The sequence below is a fragment of the Nodosilinea sp. LEGE 07088 genome (assembly GCF_015207395.1).
Classification (GTDB): domain Bacteria; phylum Cyanobacteriota; class Cyanobacteriia; order Phormidesmidales; family Phormidesmidaceae; genus Nodosilinea.
In genome coordinates, this window is sequence record NZ_JADEWX010000027.1 from 20744 (window position 1) to 38840 (window position 18097).

The following is an 18097-nucleotide window of genomic DNA, read 5'->3' on the forward strand; positions in this document are numbered from 1 at the left end:
CTTAAACCACTGAAGAAAACACAATGATTATTACTGAATAGTGAAAAAGGTTGAGATTTTTTTGTGGATTTTGATACTTTTCTGTCACGGGCGGATGATTTAACACTTCAGACACTTGTCGGCTCTTCTGCTGTGCGTTTGTTGCGACTATTAGATCCTAGCTTAGCCACTCCATCGAACTTAAGAGAGCTCTTGGTTCAATTGCGTTCTCGCGAAGGACTTCTGCTTGCTAAAGACAGCCGTGCTTCATTAATAGATCTATTACGTCCAGAAGAAATTAAAATTTTAGCGGCTGTATTAGGGCAGCCAACTACTGGAGATTGTTATCAACGTCTAAAAGAAGTTTCAGTTTCTAGTAGCTCTGCTCGAGAACGTGCCTTGTTTGATTTCTTTGAGCTAACCATTCCTGAAAGAGAAGAAGATAATATATTGCCTTCTACCGAAGTTGTGCAATCAATTTATCCTCTCTTTTCTCATCAGCGCAGAGCAGTTAGCAAAATCAAACAACTTCTTCAACAAGAACCAATGCGTGCTTTGCTTCACATGCCTACTGGTTCTGGCAAAACTCGAACTGCCATGAACATTATTGCTGAGCACTTGCGTAACAGTGAACCAACACTTGTCATATGGTTAGCTTATAGTGAGGAACTCTGTGAACAAGCTGTAGGTGAGTTCCAAAAGGCGTGGGGCTATCTTGGCAATCGCGAAATCAATGTTTACCGCTATTGGGGAAGTCACACATTAGATCCTGAACAGACCAAAGATGGCTTCGTAGTTGCAGGGTTGTCTAAGCTCTACAGCACGCTCAAGAAAAGTTTGAAATTTCTTGGATTGCTTGGTAGCCATTGCTCCCTTGTGGTTATGGATGAGGCTCATCAAGCTGTTGCACAAACCTATAAGCTCATACTAGATGTTTTGGTTGTTCCTTTCCCACAAACATCATTACTTGGGCTCACTGCTACGCCCGGACGAACTTGGTCAGACATTGCGGCTGATGAGGAGTTGGCAGACTTCTTTGCTCGCCGCAAAGTAACTTTAGACATTCCAGGCTATAGCAACCCTGTAGATTACCTGGTAACAGAGGGCTATCTTGCGAGAGCAACCTATACACCTCTGCTTTACGAAAGTGGGCTTAGCATGACTCCTGCCGATCTGAAGTATGTTGAGGAAGTATTAGAACTACCGCCTAAAATTCTCAATCAGCTTGCTGAGGACGAGCAACGCAATCTCAGCATCATCAACACGGTAGAAACTTTAGCTAAACGTCACATCCGAATTTTGGTGTTCGCAATCACCGTGCAACACTCGCATCTGTTAGCTTCGGTATTACAGGCAAGGGGGCTGAATGCTTTCTCAATCTCAGGTGAGACTCCTGCTGCCGAGCGCAATCGGCTCATTTGCTCTTACAAGGATTCCACACTAGAAAGTAAAATTCTATGTAATTACGGTGTTTTGACCACTGGTTTTGATGCCCCTTTAACCAGTGCAGCCATCATTGCGCGTCCGACAAAGTCTCTAGTGCTCTATAGCCAAATGGTAGGCAGAGCAATTCGTGGGATTCGTGCAGGTGGTAACGAGACTGCTGAAATTGTGACAGTAGTAGATACAGGTTTACCTGGGTTCGGGGCAGTTGCTGAAGCGTTCACAAACTGGGAAGACGTCTGGAGAAATTAACTATGGCATCTAATGACTACGATATTGTGCCTGCTCATCTAGCCGTTCAGGCAATGCGTGACAATGGCTATAAGAATGCGGCTTACGCGATCGCAGAGCTTATGGATAATGCTATTCAGGCTGGTGCAACGAGTCTAGAGCTGCTTTGTGGTGAGAAAGAGCATCTAGGTGGCCAGAGAAAACGTATGCGAATTTCCGAAATTGCGGTTTTAGATAGTGGTTCAGGAATGGATCATGACACACTTAGGCTTGCTCTTCAGTTCGGCAATGGAACTTACTTAGATGAGGATAAGCATACAGGTATTGGACGTTTTGGAATGGGATTGCCCTGTTCATCTATTTCTCAATGTCAAAGAGTTGATGTTTGGACCTGGCAAGATGGAGTAGCAAATGCTCTACATAGTTTTCTGGATTTATCAGACATTAAAGCTCGTCAACAGACAGAAGTACCGGAACCGGTTCCTAAGGCTATTCCTGGCCTCTGGCTAGAAGTAGGGAAAAGCTTTGGAAACTCAGGCACTCTGGTTGTGTGGTCAAAAATTGATCGCTGCATGTGGAAAACTTCTAAGACTATTATTGACAATTCAGAGTTATTAATAGGCAGGATATATCGTAGATTTGTTGAGGGGAAAAAAGTTGCCATCAGAATGATGTCTTTTGATGTCGACAAGCCGGATCAACCATTAATAGACAAGCTGATCCAGCCTAATGATCCTGGATATTTAATGAATCAAACATCCTGTCCAGAACCATATGACGACATCCCAATGTTTGACCTTTTTGGCTCAGAGGCAAATATCGTTATTGGCTTTAGGGGACAAGAGCATACTGTTAAAATAAAGGTTTCAGTTGCTAAAGAAGAAGCACGTCAAGGTCATAATCCTGGTTCTAGGCCTTATGGGCAACATGCAAAGAAGAATATTGGGGTATCTGTAGTACGTGCAGATCGAGAACTTGAACTCGATCAGTCTTGGGTTATTCAGTATGATCCAGTAGAAAGATGGTGGGGAATAGAAGTGGATTTTCCACCTTCGCTAGATGACTTGTTTGGCGTGACGAATAACAAACAATTCGCTAGAAATTTTTCGGAGCTTGCAGATATTGATCTAGATTCTCTCACCAAAGGAAGGACGATCGTAGAAGTTAGAGAAGAGCTAGAAGATGAAGAAGATCCTAGAGCACCACTTTTAGAGTTAGCAAATCGTATTAGCAAAAATTTGAGCGTTCTCCGTAAAGCCATCAGAGATCAAACTCAAGGGAGTAAACGTCAAGAACGCCAACGACATGCTCCGCCAGTAGCTGAAGCCAAAGCAACTCAGGCAACAAAAAAACGCCAAGAGGAAGGGCATCAAGGGGAAACAGACAGGGATGAGACAAAGACTCCAGAAGAGCGTAAAAGAGTAATCGAAGAAATCTTAGAACAATCAGGAATTGCTAAGGAGGTTGCTAATACACTCGCTGCGACTACTGTTGATTCAGGACTGAAATACATCTTTGCAGAATCTTCTCTTGAAACATCGGCTTTTTTTACTGTCAAGCTCAAAGGCGGTTCAATTGAAATCCTTTTGAATACCAATCATCCTGCATATGGGAAATTGATTGAAGTTCTAGAGCAAGATGTAGAAGGGGTTGAAGCAGATGAGTTGAAGCAACGCCTTAAGAACTCTCTAGAGGGGTTAAAGTTGCTACTTATGTCTTGGGCTCGTTATGAAGATGAGCAGCCTGAAGGGAAACGCCGCACTCAGGCTCAAGATACACGTGCTGATTGGGGACGAGTTGCTCGCGAATTCTTAGATGGTGATGATTGAAATTGGTCATCAGTTACAGCAACTATGTAGATCGGCCAAAAAAGAGCTGTGGCTAGTAGCCCCTTTTATTAAGTTGGGCACGCTAACCCAACTTCTACAAGAAGTAGATGCCCATATCTGCATTAATTGTGTAACTCGTTGGCGACCTGAAGATGTTTTAGCTGGAGTAAGTGATTTAACAATATGGCCATCACTGTGTGATCGGCCCAACACTTCACTTTGGTTAAGGCAAAATTTACATGCGAAATATTATCGAGCTGATTCTCAGTGTTTAGTTGGATCCGCTAACTTAACTCAAACCGCATTAGGATGGTCCCCTAGCTCAAATCTTGAGCTGTTAATTCCTGTTTTCGCTAATGACCCAGTTTTGCAAGCCTTCGAGCAAGAACTGAACCGAAATAAAACTCAGGTTGATGATGAGCTGTATGAACAAATGCAAGTAGTAGTAGAGCAACTTCAGCAAAGTCGACCTGATGCAAATTGGATTGCTCCAGACCTACCAAGGACGCTAGCAATCCCAGAACAAGCTCTAGCAATAAAGCCTGAGACTTGGGTGCCTACGCTACGAAACCCTGAAGCCCTTTATCTTGCTTATTCAGGTCAGCAAGAGCGGCTTACATCCGCTTCACGGGAAGCAGCTCAATCTGATTTGCTACATCTATCAATTCCCCTCTCCTTAACTAAGCCTGCTTTCACTGCTTATGTCGGTTTTTTGCTTTTACAAATGCCGATTGTGCAGAGCGTTGACCAATTTGTAGAAACCCCTCAGAGATTCGGTGCTGTAACTGATTTACTTGAATCTTTACCTTGCGCGGATATCCCTGAATTCAATTCTGATCGGGTATGGCAGACATTGATGCGTTGGTTACGACACTTCCTTCCAGATCGTTACGCGCTTGCTGTGCCTAATTATTCTGAGGTGTTCTACCGTGTCAAAAAGAATTCTACTTCAGAGAACGTTATTGGGTGAGGAGACAAGAAAATGTCCATAGCTCAGCCAAACTCTTCCATGATTTATCTTGACTACCATGCGACAACCCCAGTAGACCCAAGCGTAGCGGATTACATTTACCGTTACATGGTTCATGAGTTTGGTAATGCTAGTAGCATTGATCATGAGTCTGGCGATCGCGCCGAAGCCGCCGTCAAAGCCGCCACCCGCCATGTTGCCGACCTAGTAGGCGCTACCCCCAGAGACATCCTCTTCACCTCCGGTGCTACCGAAAGCCTCAACCTCGCTATCCAAGGCACCGTTAACCATCTTGCCTCCCTCTCCCCAGGGAGAGGGGGCGGGGGTGAGGGCAAACCCCGCATCGCCATTTCTAATGTTGAGCATAAAGCCGTCCTCGACACCTGCGATGCCCTCCACAAACAAGGGCGTATCGAGCTGATCCATATTCCGGTCGATACCCAGGCCCGCCTTGACCTTGACCAGTTGGAGAAAGCCTGTGCCAGCGGCATTCACCTGCTCTGCATCATGGCGGCCAACAACGAGGTCGGCACCATTTACCCCATTGAGAAAATTGCCCACATTGCCCAGCGCTACCAAGTTCCCCTTCTCTGCGATGCCTCCCAAGCCGTAGGCAAAATCCCCATCCAGTTCAACGAATGGGGCATTACCATGCTGGCCATGTCGGCCCACAAGCTCTACGGCCCCCAAGGCGTTGGCGCACTGATCGTGCGTCGAGACCATCGGCTAGAGCCGCTGCTCTACGGCGGTGGGCAGCAAAGAGGCTTGCGCCCTGGCACCTTTAACCTGCCAGGCATTGTTGGTTTAGGTGAAGCCTGTCGGTTGCGGGCAGAAGAGATGGCTGAGGATGAGGTTGAGATTGGGCAAAAGCGCGAGCTCCTTCAGACTCTCCTCCAAGCTCAAATCCCCGACCTAGTTATCAACGGCGATCCACAAAACCGCTTGGCTGGAAACCTGCACATCTCCATCCCCGGTATTCCTAATAGCGCCATCATAGCCAGAGTGCGCTACAGCCTGGCTATTTCAACTGGCTCCGCCTGTTCTTCAGGCGTGGAAACCCCATCCCATGTGCTCAGGGCGATGGGGCTAGCCGAGTCCGTCGTCGAAGGTGCCCTCAGAATTGGCCTAGGCAAGTTTTCCACCGATGATGATATTCACCAAGCCGCAGAGATTCTAATTCAAGCAGTACAGGGAGTAAAGCAGGTGATGGCTTGAAACTGGCGGCTCGAAACCGTTTCAGCCCTCGGTGCGCGGCAAATATTTGACCAAAGCCTTCATCACTTCCCCATCCCGGAACTGAATAGGGCTTTCGCCGGCAGGGGCAGGCAAAAAATCAGTCCACTCTAGAGTCTCAGCGAACCGTAGCTGGTGCAGCGAGTTGACAATCGTATTCACTGCCTCCCGAGACCCAATCACCAAAACCTTGACGGGCTCGCGGTCAGGTTTTGGGTAGGTGTAGAGCTTAACGCAAACCTCGACGCCAACCGTTTCACCAGCGGCTTGAGATTGACCAAGAAAAGCTTGAGTTTGCATAGCTGTCGCCTTAATGGACTACAAGTATCGATAAAGCAAGCGCTCTGGTGAGCGCTACCAAACCTGTCGCCCTGCCGGACTACAGATTCTTGCGCTGATTATGACATATTTTGTAGTCCATAGGGACTCAATTCTATGCCTGCTAATAATCCTCTGACATGATTAAAGTCATGGGAAAAGCAGGACGAGTACTCCGGCAAGTGCTGGAGGATTACAGCATCAGTCAGACCAAGCTTGCCAACGAGTTAGGCATTGGTCGGTCTAACGTCTACCGCTGGGTAAACGAAGTCCGCGATCCAAATTCTGAAACAGTATTGGATATTGTAAAAGCGCTGGAAGGCATCAGCCCCGAAGCCGCAATCCAGTTTAAGCAGCTCTACATGAATAGTGAGCCTTAGTGGAATGTCACTGACGTAAGCCCTATCAAGATACCAGCTTAGCTTTCAGGACTGAGCGGGGTTCCTGCATTCTGGGGAACGGTTTGGGGCGACGTTTGACGACTCGGGGTTCTGAACGGTTGGGGCGAAACGGAACAATCAGCTCTTGCACAGCGCTTAACAAGGTCTGGTAGCCTCGCTGTTGATGGGAAGGAGCGAGATGGAGGAACTCGGGTCGGAAGTGATTGAATTGTTGCCGCGTGCCCTGAAGGGAGACCCGTAAAGCATCGACCTCGGAGTCGGCTGTCGCATCCCACATCAACGTCCGCAGCAGATTGTAGGTCAACAAATGAACCCAAACACTTTTGGTCACCATGGCGGGCGTTTTAGCGGCAATCATCTCCATGGCTAAGGTGGTTTTGAGATGCCTGAGATTGACTTCGGTGGCCTGCCAGCGGAGGTGATAGAGTTCGGCCAATTTGGCTTTGCGATACCGCTTGGGGTCCAGCAGGGTGGTCACCACCACGATGTTGGTCGGTCGAAATCCAGGCGTCTGAATGGAGAGAAAGACTTCGCGCACCTCAATCGACTCGGGTAAGGCTTCAAACTCCTCAACCGAGAGGGCGTTAGGGCATTGTTTAGGGCGCTGCCACCGGACGATGTGGTCGCCAATGCCTAATTTTTTGCCTCGACGAAAATCACAACGACGCTGATGATGCTTGCGAAAGACGGCATCGGTTCCCGTCAGGGCGACCCAGGCTAGATCCACATAGGTGCCATAGGCCGAATCGGCGACCACCACATCCTCTGGCCGCAGCGTCTGATAAAGTTGGCGGGCTAAGCGCCATTCACTGACTCGAAAGGGGGCCGTCGCCACCTCCAGCACGGCTCCGGTGGTCACGCAAAACCACACCTGAAGCTTCAATAGCGGAAAGCCACAGCCCGCCTTCTGATTGCTGTGTTGGGGATACGCCGCTTGATTGGCCTTGGTATCACTCATCAACACCGTCGTGGCATCAAAGGCCTTGACCCGACGGTCACACCACTGGTGTTCCGGGGACACTTTCCGCTGCAACGCCCTCGTCACTCGCTTTAGTAGGGGCGGAAAAATGGACTCGCTCAGGCGTTTACGCGCTTTGCTGTAGCCCCCGGTATCGGCTGACGGCGGCTCTAAGCCCGCCAGGCTCATCCAGGTCACCACCCGCTTGACCGCATGGCTGAGACTGCCATCGACATCAAGGACTTGGGAGATCCAACTCCACAGCACGACCATTGGGGTGTAGAGCACTTGGCGATAGGCGATGCCTTGTTCGTCCAGTACAGCCTGAACGTCGGCTTCCGGTAGAACCTCGGCAAAGGGTAGACCGATACTGTTTTGGTATTTCTCCTTGAGGACATCCGCACGATTCGGCATCATAGAGACATGGTTTTGGGCTTCGACGCTTCGATCTTTACAGATCAAGCGCTTGAAGCCTTTTCTGCTCTCTTATGTCAGTGCCATTCAGCCTTAGTGTCCTCAGGTTACACCTGTTCAATCTGGCATTCAAAGCCCTCGTCGTGGCCCCCGTACCAGCAATGGAGTACGCCCTCCGAACCGTCCGTAAACCGCACGGTTAATACCTCCAGGGTGACCCATTGATAAACCCCGGCACTTTCCGGTTGCGGCTGTCGCTCTCGGCTCAACACCTGCTCCACCCGCGCCAGGGTTTCCCATCCGCACTGAGGTGCTGTGGCATAGCTCTCAAACACTTCCGAAATCAGTGCTACGGCATCAGGCGCAAGACTCTGCGGGCATAGCGATGACGGCAAACTGATCGCTGTCGTCAGCTGCCCGTCCGACCACCAGGCCCACCATTCTTCCCGATGCAGGAGCTGTACATCCTCATCGTGTCGAATCTCGGCCCACGGTGTTCCATCCAACCCGGCCAGACGAATCGCCTCCGCTCCGGTCACCGCCACATAGCGGCGCGTCAAAAATCGAGCCATGATGCCCTTACCCCGTTACCGTCCCATTCAGATCAGCGGCAACGAGCTCGGGAACGTGCCCCAATGACTTGCCCCCAAAGTGTCTACGCAAATCGCGATTCATTCCAGCCCACCGACCTTGCGGATCATGAATATCTGGGGATGTCAGCAACGCCTGCCTGGGGGCAAGCAGGTCGTCACTATGCCACGCAAATGAACGCGTAGCAAAAATCACCAGTACATCAGCTGTACTAGATCGATTGGCTAAATCCGGACGAAAGATTGAAAACTGTTCTGAGCTTTACGAAATCAACTCTGAACCACCCTCAATCTCCACTTCCATGCGCGAGATGGCTCGCTCATAGACCCGTAATCCTAGCAGCACCAGGCGTACTAGCATCTGGTCGGGATTGCGTTGACTCGCCTCCGCTAACTCCACAATTCTCTCTGTTGGAATATGTTCGTTGAACAGAACCAGGTTCGCTTCCAATTCATGAATCAGAGGGCGGCGGTGCTTTTGGGCACCCTCTCGCAGGCTTTCCCCCACGTCACTGGTGAGCAGCAGTTCCATGATTTCGGCCAAAAAGGGCGATCGCTTGCGATTCCCCTCCGCCGCGCACTGGGCCTCAATTGCCTCCAGCAGTTCAGCAGTCATGTAGAACGTCGGGCGACATCCGCTCTCTGAGGCGTCGGATGGGGATTTGTCTTGGGGCACGGGCGACTTGACCATAGCGGATAAAGGCGAGACCAACTGCCGCTATCCTAGCCTCCTACTCAGGTCGTCGAAAGTCAGCGCACTCTAGGTTTACAGAACCCTAAGACAGACGAATTAGATCCTATCTCTGCTTCATATCACCTTTATCATGAATTCCTCATACTTCTACCAACTACTTCAATCACGGCAAAACATTCTGAACAAGGCCCAAAAGCCCAATTTACATAGAGCTCAAGGTATTCCTTTCAAACCTTTACGTTTCAGAATGTAAACAAAATCTAAAACCTGCTTTACTTTTCAAGAAGACTAGACCAGTATCACTAAGTAATACTTTTACTTAAAAAGTACGATAAAGATTGAGCTGCCAGCCTTAAGTTCCTGATAAAGATCCATCTCTGACCTGCGGGTGGCGAGACCAACGATCTGTCACCCCTGCCAAAAATCGTCCTACTCAATCTGCACAGGGAGCCATCTACCTACGTCCGCATCGCTTGGAGTAGGAGATATGAATGTTGTATCTAACCGCGTGAGGCATTTGATGCCTCTGTTTCAGCGCAGCCGTAAAGCTCTTTCTAGAGCTGGAAGGCAACTTGACCACATCAAATTCCGTGGCCTCAGCGGCTGGACGTTGCTAGGCATCGTGACTGGCATCCTGCTATTCATCAGCATCACCAGCCACGCCAATCCGGCCATGGCCCAGCTCTTCGACACCGTTGAGGATCAGGCCCAGGGCATCTTCGGGCAATACCTGGACGGCGACATCATCAGCTTCATGTTCGGCATCCTGCGCCTGGTGGTGTGGGTCTCGGCGGTCGGCTTTGTGTTCTTCGCCGTGTATCAAGCCCAACGGGGCGAACAGTGGCAACCGCTGTTGCAAAACGCCTTCATCATCATTGCCGCCGTCGTCATTGTTGAAGGGTTGAGCCGCCTATTCTTCGGAGCCTGACATGAGCGACGACTCTCGTCTGTACTGCCCGGTCAACCCCAGCCTAGGCCGTCAGCCTTCGCTTGGCCCCATTCCGGCTAACCTGCTGGCCCCCTCGGGCGGCATCTTTGTCGGTTTCTACATCTTGATTGAAGTGCTGCTGGGGCTGGGGTTTGTCCCATTTCTGCTGCTCAGCACCTGGGGTATTTCCACCTGGTGGGTGGTGGTCGGCGAAAAGACCTGGCTTTTTACCCACAAGTTCGTACCCGTACCCGATTGGAAACGGGGCCATGTGCCCTATCAGCGTCATTTATCCAACCACCATGAGTAAACCAAGGCTTGGAACGCAACGCTATCGCTTTCGCCCCTTTGAAGATGAATCGCACCTGGAATGCCTCTGCCGCCTAAACCTGCGGGAACGCAATGTCGGAGCCTATCTGCTCAAGCACCAGAGGCAATACAGCCTGGTGTTTGGATTTCGCAGTCGCGGCATCCATACCCAGCTGCAGCCGGGGCAGGCAGAACCCACGTTGAAGCGACTGGAAGATGGCCTCAAGGGATTTCGACCGGGCGATCGGCTGCGGATTCACTGGCGATCGTTTGCCGATGACAGGGAGCGCCAACAGTCACTCGAAACCCTGATTCAAACCACCACCACCCTGGAAAGCCAGTTCCTTTTGCTGGCTCAACAACGCGCCACCCGCGATTTAACCACCGAGAAGCAGCGACAACCCAAGCAGCTGTACCTCTTCGCCACCTACCCACTCGGGTCGGGGCAAGAGCAAAGTGCCGACCACGTTGAAAAGCTGCTGGCCTGGGTCGTGTCCCAGTACGACACCGTTAAGGGGTTGAAAGAACAGAACGAACAGCAGTCCTACGTGCAGCTTCTGACCCAGGGCTTTACCGATGGCTACCTGCACTGGGAGCAGCAGCTCAATGCCCGCATGGGGCTTCAGGTTACCCCGATGGGAACCGAGGATCTGTGGCATTACCTCTGGACTCAATTCAACTCCAGCTCTACGCCCGAAGTTCCACAATGTCTGGAGTTGAGTGATGCCAATGGCGACGCCAAGCTCAACGAAATCATCCATGACTCTCTACACGCTACCTCCCGCCTGATTCGCGGGGAGAACGGTCAACCCAGCCATCCCAAGGCCGACCGCCAGTGGGTGCAGGTCAAGGGGAAATTCGTGGGAGCTGTGGTGCTGGAGTCCAAACCCGCCGGATTCACCACTCCTGATCATCAGCTCTACTACCTCTGGCAAGCCTTGGCCCAGTTCCCCGACTGCGAATGCATTTGCGAACTCGCCGCTGCCGACCGCATGATGACCCGCGTCACCCTGCAACGGCTGACCAAACAAAGTGTCACCGCCACGTTCCGTGCCAACCTCCTGAGGGATGTGGATGTGGCCTCTCAAATGCGAGTCAAGCAGGGGGTCGAAGCTCAAGAGCGAATTTACGAGGGAGCCTTGCCTATCTGGGTCAGTGGTCTGGTGCTGCTGCATCGGGATACTCCAGAGTCCCTGGCCGAAGCCTACCAAAAGTTGACCAACGCCTTCCACCAGGGCGATTTCATTCGCGAGACCGAGATTGCCTGGCAACTGTGGCTCAGATCGCTGCCAATTGTCGGAGATCGCCTGATCGATGATGGCCGCAGACAGATGTATCTGACCAACGAAGCCCCTGGGCTGATGCCGGTAGCCTGTCCCCGGACTATCGACAATCGGGGCATTGAGCTGATCACCCGCGAGGGCCAGATGCCGGTCTACCTGGACTTTGTGAATCAGCACCGGGGGATGCTGATTTTCGGGGAGACCCGCAGCGGGAAGTCGGTGCTGGCGGCGGAGATCTTCGTGTGGGCGATCGCCAACGGCATGAACGTCATCTCCCTCGACTATCCCAAACCCGATGGCACCACCACCTACACTGACCTGGTGAAGTTCTTCGGCGACCAGGGAGCCTATTTCGACATCGGTTCTGAGAGCAACAATCTGTTTCAGATCCCCGATCTAAAAGACTTGCCCGATGCCCAACGGCAAGAGCGCCTGGACGACTACAAGGAGTTCCTGGTTAAAGCCCTCGACACGATGGTGATGGGGACCGAGACCGATAACCAACTGGGTAAGCGGGTTCACACTGTGCTCTGGCAAGCCTTATCCACCTTCTTTGAGACTCCCCAAATCCTGGCTCGCTATGACGCGGCCTTTGAGGATGGCTTTGGAAGTTCTGCCTGGCAGCAAATGCCAACTCTGGCCGATTTTGTGGAGACCGTCGCCAACCTGGATTTGGAGGTCGAGTCTGCTCTCCTCAATGAAGCCGTCGCCACCATTCTGCTGGAACTGCGAGGCTGGCTCTCCAGCCGGGTGGGCAAAGCTATCTCCCAACCCTCCACCATCCGCACCGATGCCCGGCTCACCGTCTTCGCCCTCCGCAATGTTGGCGACAACATCGAAGCGGCCGTGCTGGCGCTTTCGGCGCAATCCATGGCTTTCCGCCGGGCGCTGGAAGTCTCTGACTCCCTGCTGGCCATTGATGAAAGCCCGATTCTGTTTAAGTACAACGGCATCGCCCAGATCATCGGCCAGGTCTGCGCCAACGGAGCCAAGTCCGGCATTCGCCCCCTGATTATTGGCCAGGACCCTGATACCATCGCCCAATCGGTGGCCGGGTCGCAGATCCTGCAAAACCTCAACACCCGCCTGGTCGGAGCGATTCAGCCCAACGCCCTGCCGTCCTACCAGCGGCTTTTCGGCTACGACCCCAGCCTGCTGCGGCCCAACACCGAAGAATCCTTTCGCATCAGCCCCGGTCGGCTCTGCTCCCACTGGCTGCTTGATGCCGATGCCAGGCTCACCCCCTGCGCCCACTACCCGTCTCCCGAATTGCTCGGGGCGGTGGCCAATAACCCAAAAGAGCAACGCGCTCGCCAGCGGGTATTGGCCCAGCATCCCAACAAGTTTGCCGGGTATGCCGCTTTTGCCAAAGCCTACGTCCAGGCGCTGCGCAGTGGTCAATCCCTCGACACCATCGCGGTGAGTACCCCTCAGTTTGAACTGATTCATTCAGCGGCTGAACTGGCTCCAAGCGGTCATCAGCCCCAATCTACAACCCCTCGGAGGTCATCATGACGACTCAATCAAAACGCAAACGCATCCGGTATCGCCTTATCCTTGGCACCAGCCTCAGTCTGGGCCTCCTCGGCATTGGCACCGCTCGTGCCTCTCTCCAGCCCGGTGGCTGGGGCCAGCAGTGGCAAGACTGGGCAATAGAAAACCTGTCCAATCCTTTAGAAGACATCCTGGCCCAAATCGAAGAGACGACGGCCTTAGCTGAAGAGACACTTCAGAATGTTTTGGGCGACCAGTGGGAAGCGCTGAAGACGGCCTTAGGTAGTAACCTGCCCGACCCGACCCGAGTACGAATGGACGAGGTGGTACCGATTCAAAGCATCCTCGGAACTGACCCCACCACTCAACAACGCGAGCTAGCCAACCGCTACGACCAGGAGGTGGCCCGCTCAATGGCCTCGCCTTGGCTGGGTGATCAGGGCCAGACTCGACTCTCGACCCAAGCCGAGCAAACGTCAGCTCTGCTCGAAGACAGTCAGGCCCGCACCCAGCAGGTGCAATCCATGGCCGAAGCGGCCCAGGGCATGAACGTCACCCAGGACGTGATGAAGCAAAATGCCCAGATTCAAGCGTCCGTGGCAGCCCTGCTTCACGAGCAAACCCAGCTCACGGCTGAAAACAACACGACACTGACGCAGCTCCATCAGCTCCAGGGGATGCTCACCCAACTCGCCGCCAACACCAGTGAAGGCATCGACGAGACTAACCGCCGTGAACGGGTGGAGCGACAGATTTCGATCTCCGGCTCTGCTCAGGCTCCGATCTACATCCCCGGTGCCCTGGGGACTGATACCTCTGGAAACTGAGACCAATGCTCAACGCTCTCCTACCATCAAGCATCCTCCCTCTGGCCCAGGTCACAGGCGGAGTCGGCATCATTGACGACAGCGTGCAGCAGCTAGAAGCTGTGCAGCAGGCCTGGGATGCCCGCTGGCAAGACATCTTCGCTTCCTCAAGTGGGCTGTATCTCGGCATCAACCAGTTTGCCTCCATCATTCTGGTCGGTGCCTTCCTCTTCTTTGCCGTCGGCTGGGTTAAAGAAGCCATCGAGCGAGGCATTTTCCCGGCACTACCCAATGTGCTCTGGGTGCTGACCATTGCCGTACTGCTCTTTAACAACGGCGCTTTGCTCGGTTCAGCGACTCTCGGCATCCGCAACCTGATCAACGCCCAAACCCAAACGGTGCTTCAGGTGCAGGTGGGCGAAGTGTCGATGCTCGAAGCCCTCAACGACGTGATTCTGTCTCAGCAGGCCAAAGCCGTCATCCAGCAAGAGTACGCCGCCTGCGATGCCCAAACGGGTCAGGCTCAGGTGGACTGTTTTGTTCGAGCGGGAGAACGTGCCCAGCAACGGCTGGAGCAGGAGTACCGTTCCCGAGGCTTCTGGAGTGCGGGCTTGCAACGGCTCTGGGGTCGAGTGCAGCAGATTAGCCAGCAGGTCGAGCAGGTTTACCAGTCCGGCGAAGCGCCTATCGGGGGCAATCCCCTGGCGGACATCCTGGTGGGAACTGTGCTGCAAACCAGCAGTCAAGCCCTGGCGGAGCAGTTCCTCAAGGGCTGGCAATGGGCCTTTGCCAATCTGCTGGAAATGGCGATGCTGCTGACCGGGCTGATTGGCCCGATTGCGGTCGCCGGTTCCGTCGTGCCGCTCCAGGGTCGTCCGCTGTGGTCCTGGCTGGTGGGCTTTTTCAGCCTGGGGATGGCCAAGTTTTCCTACAACGTCATCGTCGGTCTGGCGGCAACGGTAGTCGTCGCTGCCGAGGCTCAAACCTCCAGCGACTTTGGTTTTCTGCTGTTGATTAGCATCCTGGCTCCAGTGCTGGCTCTAGCCATTGCTGGGGGTGCCGGGATGGCGGTCTTTCGCGGTGTTTCTGGTGGGGTGACGCGACTGATCGCGGTCGGCACCTCTGCAATTCCCATTCCGAGGTAAGTCATGGAACTGCTTCAACTCAGTCGTAAGGTGAAACGGCCTCGTATCCATTCCAGCGACATCTTGCCCTTGGCCTTTGCCGGGCTGTCGGTGGGGGTAATGATCTTCGCGTTGTCCTTACTCTGGCTCGCAGTCTCAGTGTCGCGGCTGGCCAATCAGAAGCCGCCGACTCTGGTGCAGCAGGTCGATGGTCGCGCCTTCTCTGTGCGACCGGCAGACTACCGCCACCGGGAACCGGAGGTGATCCGCCAAGTGGTCTCAACCTGGGCGGTAATGACCTTTACCTGGGGCAAACTGCCAGGTGAGGGCGAGAAAGCCGTTGATGAGGGGGTTCAGGTTGCGGGGCGCGATCGGGTGTCTAAAGCGGCCTGGGAAGCCTCGTTCCTGCTCGCCCCTGACTTCCGCGATGCCTTCCTCCAAACCCTGGCCACTGAGGTGATTCCTGAGGGCGTCTTTGACGGGCAGGTGTCAGCGGTCTTGATTCCCCAGCACATCTCCCCACCCCAGGCGATTGGCGAGGGCCGCTGGCAGGTGGATTTAGTGGCCACCCGCGTAGTGTTTGAAGCCAGCAACCCGGCTGGGACAACGTTGACCTTTAACCGACGCATTACGGTGCGAGCCGTCGAGCCCACTGGCAAGCCGCTGATTCCCGACGCCTCGGAGTACCAGACCGTGGCCTACCGATTGCTGGAAAGCGGGGTGCAGATTGAAGCGATTCGACCCATTCAACCGGAGGATGTCAGCCGATGAGTTCCCTCCCAGAACCCAACCTGGACACCCTGCGCGAGATGATGGGCGCACCGGATCTCGCGGAGCCACTGGTAGCTGAAGAAGCATTTAATTCAGAGCCCGTGCAATCTGAGCGTCCCTTCTGGAAGCTGCCGGTGCCTAAGCTGGTGTTGATTGGGTCGGCTCTGGTGCCGGTCTTTGCCCTAGCCGGAGTTTTTATAGTAGGCAGTCGCCAGGGCGATGCGCCGGGCACGGCGACAACTACGCCAGAAGCCGATCCAACGGAAGCCCAGCCTCAGACGGTAGAAGCCGAGTTGGAGCAAGCCAGGGCGGAGATTGCCGCTCTGAAAGCTCAAATGGCCCTGGAAGATCAGTCGGTGGCGCAGACAACGGCCTCAGGCGCACCGCCTCGTCCGACTACGACGCCTTCATCACCCCCTGCGCCCGTGGCAACGCCACCCAGGCCAACCCCCCAACCCGTCGCATCGGCTCCCCCACCTACCATCTCAGCAAGACCGGCTTCTCCAGCCGTCAGCTACCCAGCACCGACACGCCGCCTGCAACCAGCGGCGACAACTACCGCTTTCGTCTCTCGCCCTTCGGCGATTCCTGCGGTCTCAACTCCAGCGGCTGTGCCTGCGATTGATCCGGCAGAACGCTGGCAGCAGCTGGCTCAGGTTGGCAGCTATGGGAGTTTGCCGTTGCCCGAAGAGACGGCTGAATCTGTCCCGATGCCTGAAACCGTGGCTCAAGCGCAATTTGCCTATGCCACTACCCTCCCTCCAGCACCTGCTCCTGTCAGTATTCCAGAATCTACAGCAGCAGAGGGAACGCCAGAATTTTCAACCTCTGAACCTCCCGAAATACAGGAGATAGATGAGCTTGATGGGTTCCCCGTAGCAGCCTCTGAAGCAGACGCCTCATCCCCTGCCATTTTGACCGCCGATGAAGCCCGCATTCTTCAGCCACCGGCAACACCTGCATCTCTGGTGGCAGGGACTCAATCCAGCGGTTCTCTGACAACACCGGTCATCCTCGATAGCGCCACTGACGGCAACAATCTACTGGTCGTGCTCTCAGAACCCTTAGTCGATAGCCAGGGGCAGGTGGCGATTCCCGCGGGTGGAGAACTGGTTGTACAGGTAGAAGCCGTTTCAGACAACGGCCTGGTGCAGCTCTCCGCTACCCAGGCGATTTGGCATGATCAGGGCCAGTCTCGGGCACTGGTCTTACCCCAAGGCGTGATCCAGATTCGGGGCCAGGACGGGACACCGCTCCAGGCCGAAGCCTATGACGACATTGGCCCCGGCATTGCCGCCATGGATGCCGGACAGTTTGCCCTGGGTTCGATTCGTCGGGCCAGTGAACTCTACACCCGCCCCAATACTCGGGTTGAAACCGGTAACGGCACGACCGTTGCGACCACCGAAAATCCGGCTCCAAATGTATTGGCCGGGGTATTGGAGGGAGGTACCGACGCCATCCTCGACACGATTACTGAGCGCAATCAGCGGGCCATTGAAGAGTTAGAGCAGCAACCCCGCATTGCCTACATCGAGGCCGGTCGGCCTGTGCAAGTGTTCGTGAATCAGTCGATGCAGATGCCGATTTGAGGGTAGTCCGATGATGCAATCTTGGAAAACACTGACCCTATCTCTGGTCTTGGCAGGAATCTCTAACCCAGCCTGGGCACAGGCGACCCGTACCATTTCCAACCGGGCGGCTCGCGGCGATCATGCTCCAGTCACGGTTGAAGTTCATCCAGGTCACGGGGTCACGCTCAACTTTCGCCCGGTGGGAGCCGTTGTCCGCCGCGCCTGGCTGGATGATCCGTCTCAGGTGACGCTGGATTTTGACGATACTCGCTGCGCGGCAGTCTCTGCGCCGGGGGAATGCGCCGCCACGGTGATTCATCTACGGCGGATTTACCCTCTGTCGTTTCCAGGGTTGCCCACGACAGAAATGACGACACTGACGATCGTTACCGACCGAGAGCTTTACACCTTTCAACTGTCCTTCCCAAAGTCTGGGGCACCTGCTTACAGGATTCTGGCGATTCAACCCGACACTCAATCGCCCTATACCACCGCTATTTTGACGACACAGATCTCAAGTCCGACTGGGGTGCGGTGGGTGGAACAGGGACTACTCGAAGCTCAACAGCGAAACCTGGTAGCTAGTGGCGATCCGCTCTGGGAGAGGCTTCAAGCCCTACTCGACCAGCTCAAGCAGGGAACACCCCTAACTGAAGCCACGCGGGAAGCCGGAGTGTCTGAAGCGCTAGTAGTGCGCCTGGCGCAGATGGGCCGATCTGGTTCTGGAATCACCCAAGGGAGATAACCC

The 18097-nt window shown here is 53.9% G+C and carries 17 protein-coding genes; 13 read left to right on the plus strand and 4 right to left on the minus strand.

Annotated elements, in window-relative coordinates:
• Positions 1 to 63 precede the first annotated feature (63 nt).
• The 4 genes from IQ254_RS09140 to IQ254_RS09155 are packed head-to-tail and all read left to right on the plus strand — an operon-like array spanning position 64 to position 5667.
• Positions 64 to 1674 carry a DEAD/DEAH box helicase gene (locus IQ254_RS09140; protein WP_193965864.1) on the plus strand — a complete coding sequence of 537 codons (1611 nt, stop codon included), beginning with the start codon at positions 64 to 66 and terminating at the stop codon, positions 1672 to 1674.
• A gap of 2 nt (positions 1675 to 1676) precedes the next feature.
• Positions 1677 to 3482 carry an ATP-binding protein gene (locus IQ254_RS09145; protein WP_193965865.1) on the plus strand — a complete coding sequence of 602 codons (1806 nt, stop codon included), beginning with the start codon at positions 1677 to 1679 and terminating at the stop codon, positions 3480 to 3482.
• On the plus strand, positions 3469 to 4452 hold the full coding sequence (locus IQ254_RS09150) for a phospholipase D family protein (protein WP_228040412.1): 984 nt from the start codon (positions 3469 to 3471) through the stop codon (positions 4450 to 4452). Before IQ254_RS09145 ends, IQ254_RS09150 begins: the two co-directional genes overlap by 14 nt.
• A gap of 39 nt (positions 4453 to 4491) precedes the next feature.
• Positions 4492 to 5667, plus strand: coding sequence for a cysteine desulfurase family protein (locus IQ254_RS09155; protein ID WP_193965887.1), 1176 nt, complete (start codon positions 4492 to 4494; stop codon positions 5665 to 5667).
• Between the two features lie 21 nt (positions 5668 to 5688).
• Here the strand turns inward: IQ254_RS09155 and IQ254_RS09160 are convergent, their stop codons facing one another.
• Entirely contained in the window at positions 5689 to 5985 is a 297-nt protein-coding gene (locus IQ254_RS09160; protein ID WP_193965866.1) for a hypothetical protein, read from the minus strand.
• A gap of 158 nt (positions 5986 to 6143) precedes the next feature.
• Here IQ254_RS09160 and IQ254_RS09165 point away from each other — a divergent pair, with 158 nt between their 5' ends.
• Positions 6144 to 6383: a helix-turn-helix transcriptional regulator gene (locus IQ254_RS09165; RefSeq protein ID WP_228040418.1), complete on the plus strand. Its 240-nt coding sequence runs from the start codon at positions 6144 to 6146 to the stop codon at positions 6381 to 6383.
• A 25-nt stretch (positions 6384 to 6408) separates the two neighbouring features.
• Here the strand turns inward: IQ254_RS09165 and IQ254_RS09170 are convergent, their stop codons facing one another.
• The 3 genes from IQ254_RS09170 to IQ254_RS09180 form a co-directional block, all read right to left on the minus strand.
• Entirely contained in the window at positions 6409 to 7779 is a 1371-nt protein-coding gene (locus IQ254_RS09170; protein ID WP_193965867.1) for an IS4 family transposase, read from the minus strand.
• Positions 7780 to 7883: 104 nt separating this feature from the next.
• Positions 7884 to 8348: a hypothetical protein gene (locus IQ254_RS09175; RefSeq protein ID WP_193965868.1), complete on the minus strand. Its 465-nt coding sequence runs from the start codon at positions 8346 to 8348 to the stop codon at positions 7884 to 7886.
• A 280-nt stretch (positions 8349 to 8628) separates the two neighbouring features.
• Positions 8629 to 9057 carry a hypothetical protein gene (locus IQ254_RS09180; protein ID WP_193965869.1) on the minus strand — a complete coding sequence of 143 codons (429 nt, stop codon included), beginning with the start codon at positions 9055 to 9057 and terminating at the stop codon, positions 8629 to 8631.
• A 490-nt stretch (positions 9058 to 9547) separates the two neighbouring features.
• Here IQ254_RS09180 and IQ254_RS09185 point away from each other — a divergent pair, with 490 nt between their 5' ends.
• The 8 genes from IQ254_RS09185 to IQ254_RS09220 are packed head-to-tail and all read left to right on the plus strand — an operon-like array spanning position 9548 to position 18094.
• On the plus strand, positions 9548 to 9988 hold the full coding sequence (locus IQ254_RS09185; RefSeq protein WP_193965870.1) for a hypothetical protein: 441 nt from the start codon (positions 9548 to 9550) through the stop codon (positions 9986 to 9988).
• Between the two features lies 1 nt (position 9989).
• Positions 9990 to 10298 carry a hypothetical protein gene (locus tag IQ254_RS09190; protein ID WP_190707025.1) on the plus strand — a complete coding sequence of 103 codons (309 nt, stop codon included), beginning with the start codon at positions 9990 to 9992 and terminating at the stop codon, positions 10296 to 10298.
• A complete protein-coding gene (locus tag IQ254_RS09195; RefSeq protein ID WP_193965871.1) occupies positions 10291 to 13095 on the plus strand; it encodes a hypothetical protein in 2805 nt (934 codons plus the stop codon). Before IQ254_RS09190 ends, IQ254_RS09195 begins: the two co-directional genes overlap by 8 nt.
• Positions 13092 to 13901 (plus strand): hypothetical protein, encoded by an 810-nt coding sequence (locus IQ254_RS09200; RefSeq protein ID WP_193965872.1) that lies wholly within the window; start codon positions 13092 to 13094, stop codon positions 13899 to 13901. Before IQ254_RS09195 ends, IQ254_RS09200 begins: the two co-directional genes overlap by 4 nt.
• 5 nt (positions 13902 to 13906) lie before the next feature.
• Entirely contained in the window at positions 13907 to 15025 is a 1119-nt protein-coding gene (locus IQ254_RS09205; protein ID WP_193965873.1) for a hypothetical protein, read from the plus strand.
• Positions 15026 to 15028: 3 nt separating this feature from the next.
• Entirely contained in the window at positions 15029 to 15775 is a 747-nt protein-coding gene (locus IQ254_RS09210) for a hypothetical protein (RefSeq protein WP_193965874.1), read from the plus strand.
• On the plus strand, positions 15772 to 17367 hold the full coding sequence (locus IQ254_RS09215; protein WP_193965875.1) for a TrbI/VirB10 family protein: 1596 nt from the start codon (positions 15772 to 15774) through the stop codon (positions 17365 to 17367). Before IQ254_RS09210 ends, IQ254_RS09215 begins: the two co-directional genes overlap by 4 nt.
• A gap of 10 nt (positions 17368 to 17377) precedes the next feature.
• On the plus strand, positions 17378 to 18094 hold the full coding sequence (locus tag IQ254_RS09220) for a hypothetical protein (protein WP_193965876.1): 717 nt from the start codon (positions 17378 to 17380) through the stop codon (positions 18092 to 18094).
• The last annotated feature ends 3 nt before the right edge of the window (positions 18095 to 18097 follow it).

Excerpts from the sequence above, each read along its gene's own strand:
- IQ254_RS09160 (WP_193965866.1), bottom strand. The coding sequence starts at position 5,985 with ATGCAAACTCAAGCTTTTCTTGGTCAATCTCAAGCCGCTGGTGAAACG.
- IQ254_RS09180 (WP_193965869.1), bottom strand. The coding sequence starts at position 9,057 with ATGGTCAAGTCGCCCGTGCCCCAAGACAAATCCCCATCCGACGCCTCA.
- IQ254_RS09200 (WP_193965872.1), top strand. The coding sequence starts at position 13,092 with ATGACGACTCAATCAAAACGCAAACGCATCCGGTATCGCCTTATCCTT.
- IQ254_RS09195 (WP_193965871.1), top strand. The coding sequence starts at position 10,291 with ATGAGTAAACCAAGGCTTGGAACGCAACGCTATCGCTTTCGCCCCTTT.
- IQ254_RS09150 (WP_228040412.1), top strand. The coding sequence starts at position 3,469 with ATGGTGATGATTGAAATTGGTCATCAGTTACAGCAACTATGTAGATCG.
- IQ254_RS09145 (WP_193965865.1), top strand. The coding sequence starts at position 1,677 with ATGGCATCTAATGACTACGATATTGTGCCTGCTCATCTAGCCGTTCAG.
- IQ254_RS09155 (WP_193965887.1), top strand. The coding sequence starts at position 4,492 with ATGATTTATCTTGACTACCATGCGACAACCCCAGTAGACCCAAGCGTA.
- IQ254_RS09185 (WP_193965870.1), top strand. The coding sequence starts at position 9,548 with ATGAATGTTGTATCTAACCGCGTGAGGCATTTGATGCCTCTGTTTCAG.
- IQ254_RS09190 (WP_190707025.1), top strand. The coding sequence starts at position 9,990 with ATGAGCGACGACTCTCGTCTGTACTGCCCGGTCAACCCCAGCCTAGGC.
- IQ254_RS09210 (WP_193965874.1), top strand. The coding sequence starts at position 15,029 with ATGGAACTGCTTCAACTCAGTCGTAAGGTGAAACGGCCTCGTATCCAT.
- IQ254_RS09215 (WP_193965875.1), top strand. The coding sequence starts at position 15,772 with ATGAGTTCCCTCCCAGAACCCAACCTGGACACCCTGCGCGAGATGATG.
- IQ254_RS09175 (WP_193965868.1), bottom strand. The coding sequence starts at position 8,348 with ATGGCTCGATTTTTGACGCGCCGCTATGTGGCGGTGACCGGAGCGGAG.
- IQ254_RS09165 (WP_228040418.1), top strand. The coding sequence starts at position 6,144 with ATGATTAAAGTCATGGGAAAAGCAGGACGAGTACTCCGGCAAGTGCTG.
- IQ254_RS09220 (WP_193965876.1), top strand. The coding sequence starts at position 17,378 with ATGATGCAATCTTGGAAAACACTGACCCTATCTCTGGTCTTGGCAGGA.
- IQ254_RS09170 (WP_193965867.1), bottom strand. The coding sequence starts at position 7,779 with ATGATGCCGAATCGTGCGGATGTCCTCAAGGAGAAATACCAAAACAGT.
- IQ254_RS09205 (WP_193965873.1), top strand. The coding sequence starts at position 13,907 with ATGCTCAACGCTCTCCTACCATCAAGCATCCTCCCTCTGGCCCAGGTC.